Here is a 13816-nt window from a genome sequence, read left to right as displayed (position 1 = left end):
AAACACAGCCGTGAGTATCCGACCCGGGGACCGCGTCCGCCTCGAATACGTCGGCCGTTTCGAGAGCGGAGCCGTGTTTGCGACCTCCCAGAGATCCGTGGCCGTCGAACACGGGCTGGAAACCGAGGGCCGGGAGTTCGGACCCCTCTCGTTCGTCGTCGGCAACCAGGAGGTGATCGAGGGACTGGATTCGGCTGTCAGGGGACTGACCGCGGGCGACGAGGCGACGGTCACGGTACCGCCGGAGGAGGCCTACGGCGAGTACGACCCCGAGCGCGTCCGAGAGTACGACCCGGAGAGCTTCGAGCGGATGGTCGGTCAGGCCCCGGCGGTCGGACTGCACGTCGAGGCGGAAAACGGGCTGCACGGCGACGTGACAGCGGTCTCCGAGACGGCCGTGGAGGTCGATTTCAACCACGAGTTGGCCGGACGGAGCCTGGTGTTCGAGTTCTCCGTGCTCGAAGCCGAGTGAGCCGGAGGTATGCTTATCAGCGAGGCAACTGTACTCTAGAGCGAAATGGCCTCTGATCGACAGGAACAGACGTACGTCGGGGCGATCGATCAGGGGACGATGGGGACACGGTTTCTCGTCTTCGGCGAGAGCGGGGAGGTCCAAGCGAGCGCCTACGAGCGCCACGAGCAGATCGTTCCGGCCCCGGGGCGACTGGAACACGACCCCCGAGAGGTCTGGGAGAACACCCAGAGTGTGATCGCAAACGGGCTGGACCGCGGCGGGATCGAGCCGTCACAGCTCGCCGGTCTCGGGGTGACAAACCAGCGCGAAACGACGGTACTGTGGGAGCGGGCGAGCGGCGAACCGGTACACAACGCCGTCGTGTGGTCGGATCGGCGAAACAGCGACCGATTCGACGACCTCCGGTCGGAGGACGTGGAGTGGATCCGAGAGCGGACCGGACTGGCGGCGGACGCCTTTTTTTCGGCACCGAAACTCGAGTGGCTGCTCGACGGCGTCAGCACCTCCGGGAGGGGAGATCTTCGGGCTCGTGCGCGGAACGGAGAGCTGTGCTTCGGGACGGTCGACTCCTGGCTCGTCTACAAGCTCACGGGCGTCCACGCCACTGACGTCTCGAACGCCTCGCGGACGATGCTGTTCGACATCCACGAGTTGGCCTGGGACGACGAACTGCTCGCCGAGTTCGGCGTCCCGCGACCGATGCTGCCGGAAGTGAACCCCTCTTCCGCGGTGTACGGCCGGACCGACGAGGCCGGCGTCTTCGAGACCGAGCTCCCGGTCGCGGGCGTGATCGCCGATCAGCAGGCCGCCCTGCTCGGTCAGGCCTGTTTCGACCCCGGTGATCTCAAGGCCACGTACGGCACCGGGACGTTCGCGCTGATGAACACCGGCCCGGAGCCGATCGGCTCCGAGCGAGGGCTGTTGACGACGGTCGGGTTCCAGTTGGGCGACGGGCCCGTACAGTACGCCCTCGAAGGGGCGGCACCGACGACCGGCGGCGCGATCGACTGGCTCGATTCCGTCGGGCTGGTCGACAGCCCCGTCGAGATCGAATCTCTCGCCAGCGCGGCGGAATCGAGCGGGGGCGTCTCACTCGTCCCCGCGTTCGACGGACTGGGAACGCCGTACTGGGAGCCGCGAGCGCGGGGCACCATCCACGGGCTGACCAGAGGGACCGACCGCGGAGAACTCGTCCGGGCGACCCTCGAAGCGGTCGGCTACCAGACCCGACAGCTGATCGAGGCGATGGCCGCGGAGACGGACTGGGAGACCGAGCCGATTCACGTCGACGGCGGCGTCGTCAAGAACGATTTCTTCTGTCAGTTGCAGGCCGATCTGTTGCAGAGAGAGCTTCGACGCCCGGCCGTCGACGCGACGACGGCGCTCGGGGCGGCCTACGCTGCCGGGCTCTGTGTCGGCTACTGGGACTCGCCCGAAGACCTTCCGGAGTGGGAACTGGGCGCGCAGTTCGACCCCGACGGCGAAACCGACGTGATCGACCGAGAGTACGAGCGGTGGCTCGACGCCGTCGAGCAGTGCCGGGAGTGGGCGGACCGCTAATCGACCAGGGCCGCTTCGAGCAGTTCCATCGGGTGACGGATCTCGTAGCCCGTCCCGTGTTCCATCTGCATCGCACAGGTCGGACACTCGGTCATGCCGACCTCGCCGTCGGCCGCCTCCATGTGCTCGAACATCTCCTCGCCGATCTGCATGGACTTCTCGTATTTCTCCGCCTTCCAGCCGTACGTGCCGGAGATGCCCGAGCAGGAGTCACCGACATCTTCGATCCCGACGCCGTCGAGATCACCGAATAGCTCGACCGCCTGGCGGTCCAGCCCCTGGTTGCGGGCGTGACACGGCGCGTGGTAGGCGAACTCCTCGGCCAGGTCGTCGTCGATCTCCGCCGCCTGCACCGCCCCCTTCAGGTCCTCGTGAATCCGCAGGTACTCGACGGACTCGAAGGTGTGTGCGGCAACGTCGTCGACGCCCTCGATGTCGAACAGTTCGGGGTACTCCTGGCGCAGAGCCATCGAGCAGGAGGTACAGGAGGCGATGGCGTCGTAGCCCTCCTCGATCAGATCGGCCATCGAGGAGATGTTGACCTCGGCGTGACGCCGCGCGTCCGCGAGCATCCCGTTGGCGAACATCGGCGTGCCCGAGCACTTCTGGTCGGGGACGACGATCTCGTAGCCGAAGTGTTCGTAGACGCGGACCAGCGCCTTCGCGACCTCGGGCGTGTTGTAGTTGGAGTAACAGCCGTGGAAGTACGCGATTTTCTTGTCGGCGTCGACCGGGTCGCCGCGGCGCTCGCGGCGCTCGCGGGCGCGCTCTCTCGACCCGGCGGCACCGCCCTCGCTGGCCCACCACTCCCGGAAGGTCTGCCGGGCGAACTCCGGAAACTCCCGCTCCTTGGTGACGCCCATCGTCTTCTCCATGAGCCAGCGGGCCGGCCCGAAGTTCATCGCGAAGTTCGCGACCCGGGGGAGTTTGCTCGCCAGCCACGCCGACGTGCGGTAGTTCGAGAGGATGCGGTTGCGCCAGTACTCGACTGAGGTTTTCGACATCTCCTGGCTGACGTACTCCCCGCGTGCGGTGTTGTGCATCTGCGAGAGCGGGACTCCCGACGGACAGGCGTTATCACACCGCATACAGTTCGAGCAGTCCATGATCGAGTCGTCGACGGTGTGGTCGTCGTCGGTCTGTTTCAGCCGCCACTGTTCGGGCCCCTGGAACTTCGGCCCGGGGAACTCGTCGTCGACCTCCGCCACCGGGCAGTTCGTATCACATGTCGAGCACTTATAACAGGAGTCCGCGCCGGGTCGCAGGTCGAAGTCCTCGGAGTCGGGGAAGACATCGACGGGTTCGAACTCCTCGCCGGTGTTCGGCTCGACGGGTTCGAAACTGTCGTCGCTCGGTGCGTCTGTCGGTGGAGAGTCTGCGTCGCTCATGATTCTGATGCCGCGTTGGTGCCCGCGTCGTAGCCCGTTGCAATCGAGACGCCGCTGCCGGATTTCTCGGCGGCGAAGTCGTAGCCGCCCAGTACTGAGCCGGCCGCCCGGAGGTTCTCGAACTCGACGGTACCGCCGGCGTCGAGCGGTCGCAACTGCTCGTCGGTCCGAACCCCGAAGCCGGCGAACTCGTGGTCACCGAAGACGTCGGTATCGAACCAGTCGTACCGGTCTTCGGGGTGGGCGACGTGACAGTCGAAGATCGGTTCGTAGACGCCCTCGCGGTCGGATTCGACGCCTTTCCCGACCAGCCCGCCCGTCGCGAGGACGTACTGCTCGGCGCTGTTGGGAATCTTCGCGCCGTTTTTCTCGATATATACCTGTTCGATCCGGTCCTCGCCGTCGAACTCCGTGACCGGGTTGCCCGTCTCGATGCTCGCGCCGGCCTCGGAGAGGGCCGCGAACAGGCGGTCTTCGAGTCGCAAGCCGGGCAGCGAGGGGGGTCCCATCGGCACCTCGAACACCGCCGCACCGAGGCGCTCGCTCAGTTCTTCGCGGACGGCCGTCGCCTCGTCGTCCCCGAGAATCGCCGGAAAGCCGACCCGCGGTTCGCCGCGCAGTTCGGGGTTGACGCGCTCGGCCAGGGCCGCCCGCGCCGGCCGCCGTCGCCCCCTGACGGAGACCTCCTCGTCGGCATCGAGGAGTTTCGCGTACCGGGTCACCTTGGCGTCGGGCCGGAGGTCGCCGGGGAATCGAACCGTGATTCCGCGCACGTCGAAGGGCACGCCGGCGGCTTCGAGGTGGGCCGCCGCCCGCCGTGCGTCGAAGTCCGTCATGGATTCGAGACCGACCAGCGCCACGTCGCGGTCGTCGCTTGCCAGCCCATCGGCGGCGCTGTCGGGATACCGGGCCGTCGGCTTGACCGTCCCCCCGTGAGTCGGGACGAGGGCGTTCCGGTCGGTGTGGCCGCCCCGATAGCTCGGCACTGCGTCGTCGAAGGCAGACATCGCCGTCCGGACGGTATCGACGCCGACGGTGCGGTACGGGTGTTCCTCGGGGAGATCAGGGATCGCCGCGTAGGGGTCGGCAAGCGGTCCCTCACCGTCGGAGGTGTAGCCGAGAACGTCGATGAGGCCCGAAGCGTTCCGGAGCGTGCTCTGTTTGTAGGAGACCAGCCGGGTGTCGGCTCCCGCCCGAGCGGCGGCGAGCGCGCTCGTGAGTCCGGCCAGGCCGCCGCCGATCACCAGTACGTCCGACTCAATGGCCATCTTCTCCTCCGTCGGTCGCGACGCCGGCCTCGTCGGCGCTCGGGTCGGGCGCTTCCCTCCCGCCGTCGAAGGCGGCGAACTCGATGTCGTCGCCGTCGGCGGGGTCGCTGTCGCGGTTCTGGGTGGCCGCCTGCATGGCGTAGTTCAGCATGGCCTGTGAGAGCTGTTCGCCCCACAGCGCGTGACGCTGACCCTTCCAGCGCTCCTGGAGGAGTTCGTCCCAGGCTGCCCGGGTAGTCACCTCGTCGTACTCTCGGGAGAGTTCGTTCGCCAGTCGGTGACAGCAGAAACCGCCCTGGCAGTTCCCCATCGAGGCGCGGGTTCGGATTCGGACGGCGTTGAGGTCCGAGCCAGCCCCCTCGATAGCGTCCTGGACCTCCGCGCGGGTGACGCCCTCACAGCCACAGACGACGGGATTGGGTTCGTCCGTATCCAGCACCTCCTCGGCCCGCGAGCCGAGTCGTTCGACGCTGCGGCGGCCGATCGGCGAGCGAAGACCGAACTCGTCCATGTAATCCCGGAGCACCGAGAACTCCTCGCTGCCCGGAAGCGGCACCTCGTCGGTCCGGCAGTCGGCGTCGATGCCGAACTTCTCGCAGACGTGATCGCTGATCTCCTCGCCCATCATCCGGTAGGTCGTGAACTTTCCGCCGACGATGCTGGTCATCCCGTCGAGTCCGTCCCGCTCGGCGTGATCGAGCAGGAAGTAATCCCGGGTGATGTCGGTCGGATCCTCGCTGCCGACATCCGGCGGTTCGTACAGCGGGCGGACGCCCCAGAACGAACGGATTGTGCGGGCTTTTTCGAGCATCGGAACCAACTCTTTCAGCGTGTCGATCATCATGTCGACCTCCCACTGCTCCTCGGGGTAGTCCTCGGGGTCGTCGACCTCCTCGTCGGTCGTGCCGAGAATCGCCGTCGTCTCGTGTGGGACGACGATGTCGGCGTCGCCTTTCGGTTTGCACCGGTTGATGACGGTATCGACTTGGCGGACGTTCATAATCGTCATGACGCCCTTGGATGGTCTGACCTCGATGTCGACGCCGGCCATCTCGCCGATGCGACCCGCCCACGCGCCCGTCGCGTTGACGACGTAATCCGCCCGGATCTCCTCGCGTCCGCCCTCGGTGCCGTGGACGCGCTTGCCCGGCCCGGAGGCGTGCTCGACTTCGACGCCGACGACCTCCTCGTCCTCGACGAGAAGATCCGTCACGGTCGAGTGGGTCTCGATCCGTGCACCATGTTCCTGCGCGCTGGCGGCGTTCGCGACGACCAGCCGGAACGGATCGACCGCGCCGTCCGGAACTGTGATCGCCTTCTCGATGTCCGCGGCGAGGTGTGGTTCCATCGACCGGGCCTCCTCGGCGGAGATGACCTCGGCCGGAATCCCACACTCCCGACAGCCCGCCAGTTTCTCCTGGAAGTACTCCTCCGAGTCCTCGGGCCGCTTGACGAACAGCCCGCCGGTCATCTCGACGCAGTGGCTGGCGATGTCCCGGAGGACACGGTTCTCCTCGATACACTCCTCGGCGCTGGCCTGGTCCGCGACCGCGTATCGCCCCCCGCTGTGTAACAGGCCGTGCATCCGGCCGGTCGTCCCGTGTGTGAGGTTCCCCTGCTCGAGCAGTGTCACCTCCACCCCCCGCATCGACAGGTCACGAGCGATCCCCGCCCCGGTCGACCCGCCGCCGATGACGACAACGTGTGGTGTAGATGGCATCTGCAACCGTGTTGGGAGGCGACCCACTTTATCTTATCGACAGGTATACAGCATCGATAAAATAATCTCACCCGGTACCGAGCGCCCGGCGCTCGCGGGCGAGCACACGACGGGCAGGGGTGCTGCCGGTGTGCCTACTGCGAATATGTTCGTCAAAATAATAAGACTTGTGGACATGTGACACGATACGTCCGAGGGGGCGACTCACTCCGGCGGCGGCCCGCGACGCGCCACCTGTCGTCCCGTAGCCGGCTTTGGCGGAACGCTCGGTAGACATCGAGCGGAGACTGCCGGACGGTTATACTTTACTGGCTGTACCGAACCATCAATAGCATTTATTACGGTTCCTTCTGATGAGTGTCAATAGGGTGGAAAGCGTTCAGCGTCCACCTCTTGGAGGGAACACGATGTCAGACACATACGTTGGCGCAATCGACCAGGGGACCACCGGTACCAGGTTCATGGTATTCGACCACGGTGGCCAGGTCGTGGCAAACGCCTACACGAAACACGAACAGATATACCCGGAGCCAGGCTGGGTCGAACACGACGCGGGGGAGATCTGGCAGAACACGAAAGAGGTCGTACTGGAAGGACTCAACGAGGCGGGACTCGACGCGGAGCAGTTGGAAGCGCTCGGGATCACGAACCAGCGCGAGACGACGGTCGTCTGGGACGCGGAGACCGGTGAGCCGATCCACAACGCCATCGTCTGGCAGGACCGCCGGACGACCGACCGCGTCGAGGAGCTACAGGAGGCGGATAAAGTCGAGTGGATCCGCGAGAAGACCGGGCTGGAGGCGGACGCGTACTTCTCGGCGACGAAAGCCGAGTGGCTGCTCGAAAACGCCGACCCCGTCGGCACCGACCGGGGCGGAGACGCGCTCGAAGACCGCGCCCGCAACGGCGAGTTGCTCATGGGAACTATCGACACGTGGCTCATCTACAACCTGACCGGCAACCACATCACGGACGTCTCGAACGCCTCGCGGACGATGCTGTACAACGTCCGTGATCTGGAGTGGGACGACGAACTGCTCGAGGAGTTCGAGATTCCGCGGGCGATGCTCCCCGAGGTACGGCCTTCTTCGGACGAGAACACCTACGGCTACACCGACGCGGGGGGCTTTCTCGGCGCCGAGATCCCGGTCGCCGGTGCGCTCGGCGACCAACAGGCCGCCCTGTTCGGCCAGACCTGTTTCGACGCCGGCGACGCGAAAAACACCTACGGGACGGGGTCGTTCTACCTGATGAACACCGGCAACGAGGCCGTCGCCTCGGATCACGGGCTGTTGACGACGATCGGATTCCAACTGTCCGGCGAACCCGTCCAGTACGCGCTGGAGGGGTCGATCTTCATCACCGGCGCGGCCATCGAGTGGCTCGAAGACCTGGAACTGATCAGCGACGCCGCCGAGACCGCCGGTCTCGCTCGTTCGGTCGATTCGACCGACGGCGTCTACTTCGTCCCCGCCTTCACCGGGCTTGGCGCGCCGCACTGGGACGGCCGCGCCCGCGGGACGATTGTCGGGATGACTCGGGGCACCCGGAAGGAGCACCTCGTTCGGGCCACCCTCGAAGCGATCGCGTACCAGACCCGAGACGTCGCGGAGGCGATGGAGGCGGACTCGGGCGTCGAGACCACCAGTCTCCGCGTCGACGGCGGCGCGGTCAAGAACAACTTCCTCTGTCAGTTGCAGGCGGACATTCTCCAGACCGAGATCGTTCGCCCGGAGGTCGACGAGACGACCGCACTCGGATCGGCGTACGCCGCCGGACTCGCGGTCGGTTACTGGGAGGATCTCGACAGCCTCAGACAGAACTGGCACGTCGACGAGGACTTCCAGGCGGAGCGCAACCGCCAAGAGGTCGACGAGAAGTACGACCGCTGGAAAGACGCCGTCGAACGCTCGCTCAACTGGGCGGAAGACGAGGGTGAGTGACGATGTTCGGGGGGGTTATACTCACCGTTCCGGTCGTTGAGATGCCGTGGGAGCGGTTCGGGATCCTCGTGCTCACCGCGCTCGCCGGGGGGGCGTTCGGCGCGGCGATCGGTGCGCTGCCGGCGTTTATCTTCACCGGCTTCGTCGTGTTCCTCGGGGAGGGACTCAACATCCTCCAGTCGGTGCTGACGAACCAGGTAACGGCGGTCCCGCAGGGGGATTTCGCGGCGGGAGTCACCGGCACAATCGGGTTCGGCCCGGTAGTCGGGCCACACATCGCCTTCGCCGGTGGTGTCGCGGCCTCGGCGTACGCCGGCAAGAAATACCCCGAGATGGAACCCGAAGACTGGGACTATCACTTCGGCAAGAACATCCTGTACGCGTTCGGGACCAAACCTGACATTCTCGCTGTGGGCGCGGTGTTCGGTCTCCTCGGGATGTTGATCAGACGATTCGGAAGCGGACTGTTCGTCAACGTCATCGGAATCCGGACGCCCACGGACTTCATCGCGCTGTCTGTCGTCGCCACGGCGCTGATCGCCCGACCCGTCTTCGGCTACCCGCTCGTGGGCAGGCCGAACGGATCGAGCCCGCTCGACATGTCGCCGTTCGAGAACGAGGACCCGCATCCGGAGGCCGTCACCGACGGTGGTGCGGTGCCGCCGGAACACGAGGGGCGACTCGCGACGGAGCCGTGGCTCCCCCACCAGTACAAGTGGTCGGGGGTCGCGACGATCGGCGTCGTCGCCGGGATTCTCGCCGGGTACATCTACCTCCAGACGGGGAGTTTCTTCCTCGGGTACGGCATCTCGGCGATCAGCCTGCTCTTTTTGAATCTCGGCGTCGAGAAGATCCCGGTGACGCATCACATCACCCTGATCGGTGCCGTCGGGGCGGCCGTCGTCGCGCCCGAGGTCGGGAGCGATCTGATTCCGCTGCTCGCGGCCGGCCTCTTCGGTGCCATCAGCGGTCTGCTCGGTGAGTTAACCCAGCGGATCTTCTACTCGCACTCGGGCACCCACGTCGATCCACCGGCGATGGCGATTGCGATCGCGATGCTGATCATCGCGGTCCTCTCCGTGTTCGGAGTGCTCCCGAATGCGGGCTACATCTAACTCGATTCTCCGCCGTCGTATTTTACTCGGAATCCTGAATGCGCTCCTCCGTGCCGACTCTGGACTCCGTGTCCGAGCCGACGGCTCGCTCGCCGTCAGCCGATGGCTCCGCAGAGTCGCCGTCAGCCGTGGTCTTCGCCGTATCGCCGCCACCCGAGGCCTCCGCAGAGTCGCCGTCGGGCGTCGGCGACGGTGTCTCCTCGCCGTCGTCGTCCGCGGGTTCACCGGCCCGCGTTGCGGCGTCGTCCGGGCTGTCAGTCTGTTGCTCGGCCGTTTCGGAGGGGTCGACAGTCTCCGCGGACAGTTCGTCGCTCGCGTCGGAGTCCTCGACGTGCTCGCGCTTGTACGCGACCGCACGCCTTTGGATCTCGTCGATCCGCGGGACATCGGTGACGTTCGACAGCAGCACGGAGGCGGCGATCAGCGAGGCGTCGTGTGGCTCGTCGCCCGCCCAGATCTGGACGGTGTCAGTCTCCTTTTCGAGCCAGTACCGGCCCGTCTCGAACCCTTTCCGCGAACAGACATCTGGCGGACCCGAAAGCGAGAGCATCGCTCGTTCGGCGCTGTCGACCGAACACGGCAGCGTGAGCTTCGAGTCGACGGTCGCCTGAATCAGGTCTTTGATCTTCGCCGCGTCGGTGATCTCCTGCTCCGTGTCATTCGACCGCAACATTGCGAGCAGTTTGCCGAGCAGGGAGTCGGGACGGTCGAGTTCGGTCGTCGCGTATCCCAGCGAGGAGACGCCGCCGGAGTCGAGCGCTTTCATCGTATCGCTGGGGTCGAGCATCGTCTCGGCAATCGGGGCGTCTTCGAGTTCGCCGACGCCGAGGACGGCGATGATCCGCGTGACGAGTTCGATGTTGAGTTGGGGGTACTGTGCGTCGAGGTCGCCACCGTCGTCGGCCCACTCCTCGTTGTCGAACAGGATCACGTTGTCAGCGAGATCGACGTAGGACTGCAGCGACCGAGCGGCGTTGTACGCCTGCTGGTCGCCCTCGATATCGGCGGGGAGGATACCGAGCACGTAGACCGGGTTGTCGGTGATCGACTGCAGGCCTTCGAGGATCACGGGACCGACGCCGCCGCCGGTGCCGCCGCCGAGACCCGCGACCAGAAGCGTCGCGTGGACGGAGTGGGTCGCGAGTTTGTCGAACTCGCGGTAGATCTCGTCGGTGTCCTCCTCGGCGACCTCGGCACCGAGTTCGATATCGCCGTCGAGGCCCGTTCCCCTGATGTCGGGGTGGGTGTCGCCGATGAGGACGTGACGGTCGGCAGGGACGTGATCGTAGGCCTCGAAGGCCGACTGTGTCGTGTCGAACAGAAGCGTCTGCTCGTTGGAGAAGGCGCGGTCGCTGTTTTGCTCGACCTTCCGGAGGGCGTCGACGATCCGGCCACCGGCACCACCGACACCGACGAGTGCGAATTTCATGTGTTAGACAACGGGGTCGAGTTCGTCGTCGTCGTCGGTGATCAACTCGGCAATCTCCTCGTCTCGAACCTCCTCCTGTGCCTGGATCTTGTTCTGGGCGTCGACCGCCTGATCCTGGATCTCGTCGATCCGCGGCGTGTCGGTGACGTTCGACAGCAGGACGACGGCGGCCAACTGCGTCGCGTTCTGGCGCGGGTCGTCGCCCGCGAGCACCTCGACGGTATCGGCTTCCTGTTCGAGCCACTGTCGGGCGCTCTCGACGCCCTTCCGGGCGAAGTGCTCCGGCGGCCCGGAGAGGACGATCAGCGCGCGGTCGGCGCTCGACACCTCACAAGGGAGTGTCAGTCGGGAGTTGACCGCCCGACGGACCAGTCCCTTGATCTTCGCGGCGTCGCTGGCGTCGCCCTCTACGTTCTCGCCGTTACGGAACTTGTTGAGCAGCCCTTCCTGCCCGTCGAGCGCGCTGGCTGCGTAACCGATCGAGGAGACACCGCCGGTATCCAGCGTGCGCATGATGTCACTGGAGTCCATCGCGTTCTCGGCGATGTCGGTCTCGTCCTGCTCACCCGCCGCGAGCAGCGTGACGATGCGGGTCGCAAGCTCCTGGTTCATCTCGTCGTAGCCCTCCTCGATGGTCTGATCGCGAGCGCGCCAGGCGTCGTTGTCGAACGCGATGAAGTTGTCCACCTTCGTGACGAACGACTGCAGCGACCGGGCGGCGTTCAGCGCCGGTCGGCCGCCCTCGTACTCCCCCGGCAGGACACCGAGGCCGTACACCGGTTCGTCGTACATCTTCTGGAGTTCGTCGATGACGACCGGCCCGGCCCCGCTGCCGGTGCCCCCACCGAGGCCGGCAGAGACGAGCAAGGCGTCGACATCGTGAATTTCGACGTCGTCGAACGCACGTCTGATCTCCTCGATATCCGTCTGTGCGACATCTGCGCCGACGTCTACGTCGCCACCGACACCGTGGCCTTTCGACTCCTGGTGGGTGTCACCGATCAGAACACGGCGGTTCTCGGGGATATAATCAGGTTTCGCGAGGTCCGTCCGCGCCGTGTTGATCGCGAGCGCGTGCCGACAGAGATTGCGGCCAGTCTCTTCTTCGAATTCGAGCATCCGATCGAGTATTTTGGTCCCGGCATTGCCGACACCGATTGTTGCGAGTTTCATAGCTTTTGGAGGTTCAGATGGTCTACTGCTGGTAATCGGGGACAGCGTGTGTATCTTTCGGCCATCCCTCGCGGCCCCATCTGGGTGAGGACACGTTGTCCACGTATTTGAATGTGCGTCTGGCGCTATGGTTACTGATACTGAGAGAATCCCACGGACGAACCTGAACGGGCCCTCGGCATTTATCTGTGCTTCCGTGGTACTCTGGATATGTACCAGAGTCGACACCACGACGGTGCGGAGCGGGGGGATGGAGATGGTTGAGCTGGTCACGTTCGGCGAGGCGATGCTCAGGCTGTCGCCGCCGGCGGGCGAACGCCTCGAAACGGCGGGTGAGCTACGCTGTCGCGTCGGGGGCGCGGAGAGCAACGTCGCCGTCGCGGGCGCGCGACTGGGGTTGGAGACGGCCTGGCTGTCGAAACTCCCGGACTCGCCGCTCGGCCGCCGCGTCCAGACGGCACTGCGGAAACACGGAACCGACCCGCGGATCGTCTGGGCCGAGGAGGGGAGACAGGGGACGTATTACCTCGAACGGGGCGCGCGCCCACGCGCGAGCAGGGTCGTGTACGACCGCGAGAACACTCCGATCCAGACCGCGCGACCGGAGGAACTGGACACCGACGCTATCGAGCGAGCGGAGTGTTTTTTGACCACGGGAATCACTCCCGCACTGTCCGAACGGCTGTTCGAGACGACGGAGTCGCTGCTCGGAACGGAGACGCTGACGGCGTTCGATCTCAACTACAGGGAGAAACTCTGGACGGCCGCGGAAGCGAAACGAGCGTACGAGGAGCTACTGCCCGCGGTGGACCTGCTTTTCGCGCCCGAACGCGACGTCCGGTCGGTGCTCGGGTACGAGGGGGAACCAGAGGCGCTCGCGATGCGGCTTCGCGAGCGGTTCGACTGCGAGACTGTCGTGTTGACCCGAGGTCCGGACGGCGCACTCGCCCGCACTCGGGAGGAGACCGTCGAGCAGTCGGCCGTGTCAGCCGAGACCGTCGATCCAGTCGGGACCGGGGACGCGTTCGTCGGTGGCTATCTCTCCCGGGCTCTCAGCGGCGCGTCCGTGGCGCGGAGCCTCGCGTACGGAGCCGCGACGGCGGCGCTGAAGCGAACAATCGCTGGTGACGCCGCCGTCGTGACGCAGTCGGATGTCGAGGCTGTGCTCGAGGAGAAAACAGCGGAGATACAGCGCTGAGAATCGACGCCAGTGACAGACGCACCGTCCCCGCCGCGAGTGGTTCAGACGGTCTGGACCTGCTCCGCTAACGGTGCGACCTCACTGTCGTCTGCCAGCGGTTCGACGACCTCCGCCGGATCGACCGCCAGCGTGTACTTCGGTCGTCCCTTGCCGGTCGGACTCGTTCCGGCGGGCGAGGACATCTCGACGAGACCGTCGGCCTCCAGGCGGTTGAGCGCCCGGTTGACCGCCGCCTCGGAGAGCGAATCCACGAGATCACGCTCGACCGAATCGAGCAGATCACGGGACTCGCGGACGACCTCGCCGGTGTGTGCAGGCGTCGACTGCTCCTGTTCGAGATCGACGAGACAGAGCAGTACGATCCGACCCGAAAGCGACCGCGAATCGAGTTCCCCTTCCATACTCGCTTGCTAGACCGCGAACTGTAAAAAGCCACCCCCACATGATCGCTCGCCAACTGGAGAGATCCGGACGGCCACGATGGGTTTTCCGGCCGTCTGCGCCCGGTACTCGGGGGTTGTGTTGATTGATCCCAGATGGTATC

At 65.7% G+C, this 13816-nt stretch carries 11 protein-coding genes; 5 read left to right on the top strand and 6 right to left on the bottom strand.

Annotation, left to right across the window (positions count from 1 at the left end; translation table 11 throughout):
* Nucleotides 1–10: 10 nt before the first annotated feature.
* Both GRX03_RS03310 and glpK (GRX03_RS03305) read left to right on the top strand, forming a co-directional pair.
* Nucleotides 11–472 carry a peptidylprolyl isomerase gene (locus GRX03_RS03310; RefSeq protein WP_368277926.1) on the top strand — a complete coding sequence of 154 codons (462 nt, stop codon included), beginning with the start codon at nucleotides 11–13 and terminating at the stop codon, nucleotides 470–472.
* A gap of 45 nt (nucleotides 473–517) precedes the next feature.
* Nucleotides 518–2035, top strand: a complete 1518-nt coding sequence (gene glpK / locus GRX03_RS03305; protein ID WP_159762748.1) for a glycerol kinase GlpK — start codon at nucleotides 518–520, stop codon at nucleotides 2033–2035.
* Here glpK (GRX03_RS03305) and GRX03_RS03300 read toward each other — a convergent pair.
* From GRX03_RS03300 to glpA, 3 genes are read right to left on the bottom strand one after another with little or no spacing between them, the layout of a single operon-like run.
* Nucleotides 2032–3423, bottom strand: coding sequence for an anaerobic glycerol-3-phosphate dehydrogenase subunit C (locus GRX03_RS03300; protein WP_159762747.1), 1392 nt, complete (start codon nucleotides 3421–3423; stop codon nucleotides 2032–2034). The genes glpK (GRX03_RS03305) and GRX03_RS03300 overlap by 4 nt on opposite strands.
* Entirely contained in the window at nucleotides 3420–4691 is a 1272-nt protein-coding gene (gene glpB, locus GRX03_RS03295; protein WP_159762746.1) for a glycerol-3-phosphate dehydrogenase subunit GlpB, read from the bottom strand. Before glpB ends, GRX03_RS03300 begins: the two co-directional genes overlap by 4 nt.
* Complete coding sequence (gene glpA / locus GRX03_RS03290; RefSeq protein ID WP_159762745.1) at nucleotides 4681–6411, bottom strand: anaerobic glycerol-3-phosphate dehydrogenase subunit GlpA; 1731 nt, start codon at nucleotides 6409–6411, stop codon at nucleotides 4681–4683. Before glpA ends, glpB begins: the two co-directional genes overlap by 11 nt.
* 407 nt (nucleotides 6412–6818) lie before the next feature.
* Between glpA and glpK (GRX03_RS03285) the strand changes: the two genes are divergently transcribed.
* Both glpK (GRX03_RS03285) and GRX03_RS03280 read left to right on the top strand, forming a co-directional pair.
* Nucleotides 6819–8354, top strand: a complete 1536-nt coding sequence (gene glpK, locus GRX03_RS03285; RefSeq protein ID WP_159762744.1) for a glycerol kinase GlpK — start codon at nucleotides 6819–6821, stop codon at nucleotides 8352–8354.
* Nucleotides 8355–8356: 2 nt separating this feature from the next.
* Nucleotides 8357–9469 (top strand): hypothetical protein, encoded by a 1113-nt coding sequence (locus tag GRX03_RS03280; RefSeq protein WP_159762743.1) that lies wholly within the window; start codon nucleotides 8357–8359, stop codon nucleotides 9467–9469.
* 22 nt (nucleotides 9470–9491) lie between these two features.
* On the opposite strand, the gene GRX03_RS03275 is transcribed toward GRX03_RS03280, so the two are convergent.
* Both GRX03_RS03275 and GRX03_RS03270 read right to left on the bottom strand, forming a co-directional pair.
* Nucleotides 9492–10898, bottom strand: coding sequence for a cell division protein FtsZ (locus GRX03_RS03275; protein ID WP_159762742.1), 1407 nt, complete (start codon nucleotides 10896–10898; stop codon nucleotides 9492–9494).
* Between the two features lie 3 nt (nucleotides 10899–10901).
* A complete protein-coding gene (locus GRX03_RS03270; protein ID WP_159762741.1) occupies nucleotides 10902–12071 on the bottom strand; it encodes a tubulin/FtsZ family protein in 1170 nt (389 codons plus the stop codon).
* Nucleotides 12072–12327: 256 nt separating this feature from the next.
* On the opposite strand from GRX03_RS03270, the gene kdgK1 reads away from it, so the two are divergent.
* Nucleotides 12328–13269 carry a bifunctional 2-dehydro-3-deoxygluconokinase/2-dehydro-3-deoxygalactonokinase gene (gene kdgK1, locus GRX03_RS03265; protein WP_159762740.1) on the top strand — a complete coding sequence of 314 codons (942 nt, stop codon included), beginning with the start codon at nucleotides 12328–12330 and terminating at the stop codon, nucleotides 13267–13269.
* A 44-nt stretch (nucleotides 13270–13313) separates the two neighbouring features.
* Here kdgK1 and GRX03_RS03260 read toward each other — a convergent pair whose 3' ends face one another.
* The gene (locus GRX03_RS03260; RefSeq protein WP_201289165.1) at nucleotides 13314–13673 is read right to left on the bottom strand and encodes a hypothetical protein; all 360 of its coding nucleotides are present in this window, start codon (nucleotides 13671–13673) and stop codon (nucleotides 13314–13316) included.
* Nucleotides 13674–13816: the final 143 nt, after the last annotated feature.

The sequence above is a fragment of the Halovenus carboxidivorans genome, assembly GCF_009831575.1.
Taxonomy (GTDB): domain Archaea; phylum Halobacteriota; class Halobacteria; order Halobacteriales; family Haloarculaceae; genus Halovenus; species Halovenus carboxidivorans.
Note: the sequence above shows the minus strand (reverse complement) of the source record. Positions and strands in the feature narration are given on the sequence as shown.

Coding starts and splice junctions, on each gene's coding strand:
- glpK (WP_159762748.1), top strand. CDS start 518: ATGGCCTCTGATCGACAGGAACAGACGTACGTCGGGGCGATCGATCAG.
- GRX03_RS03300 (WP_159762747.1), bottom strand. CDS start 3,423: ATGAGCGACGCAGACTCTCCACCGACAGACGCACCGAGCGACGACAGT.
- glpB (WP_159762746.1), bottom strand. CDS start 4,691: ATGGCCATTGAGTCGGACGTACTGGTGATCGGCGGCGGCCTGGCCGGA.
- glpA (WP_159762745.1), bottom strand. CDS start 6,411: ATGCCATCTACACCACACGTTGTCGTCATCGGCGGCGGGTCGACCGGG.
- glpK (WP_159762744.1), top strand. CDS start 6,819: ATGTCAGACACATACGTTGGCGCAATCGACCAGGGGACCACCGGTACC.
- GRX03_RS03280 (WP_159762743.1), top strand. CDS start 8,357: ATGTTCGGGGGGGTTATACTCACCGTTCCGGTCGTTGAGATGCCGTGG.
- GRX03_RS03275 (WP_159762742.1), bottom strand. CDS start 10,898: ATGAAATTCGCACTCGTCGGTGTCGGTGGTGCCGGTGGCCGGATCGTC.
- GRX03_RS03270 (WP_159762741.1), bottom strand. CDS start 12,071: ATGAAACTCGCAACAATCGGTGTCGGCAATGCCGGGACCAAAATACTC.
- kdgK1 (WP_159762740.1), top strand. CDS start 12,328: ATGGTTGAGCTGGTCACGTTCGGCGAGGCGATGCTCAGGCTGTCGCCG.
- GRX03_RS03260 (WP_201289165.1), bottom strand. CDS start 13,673: ATGGAAGGGGAACTCGATTCGCGGTCGCTTTCGGGTCGGATCGTACTG.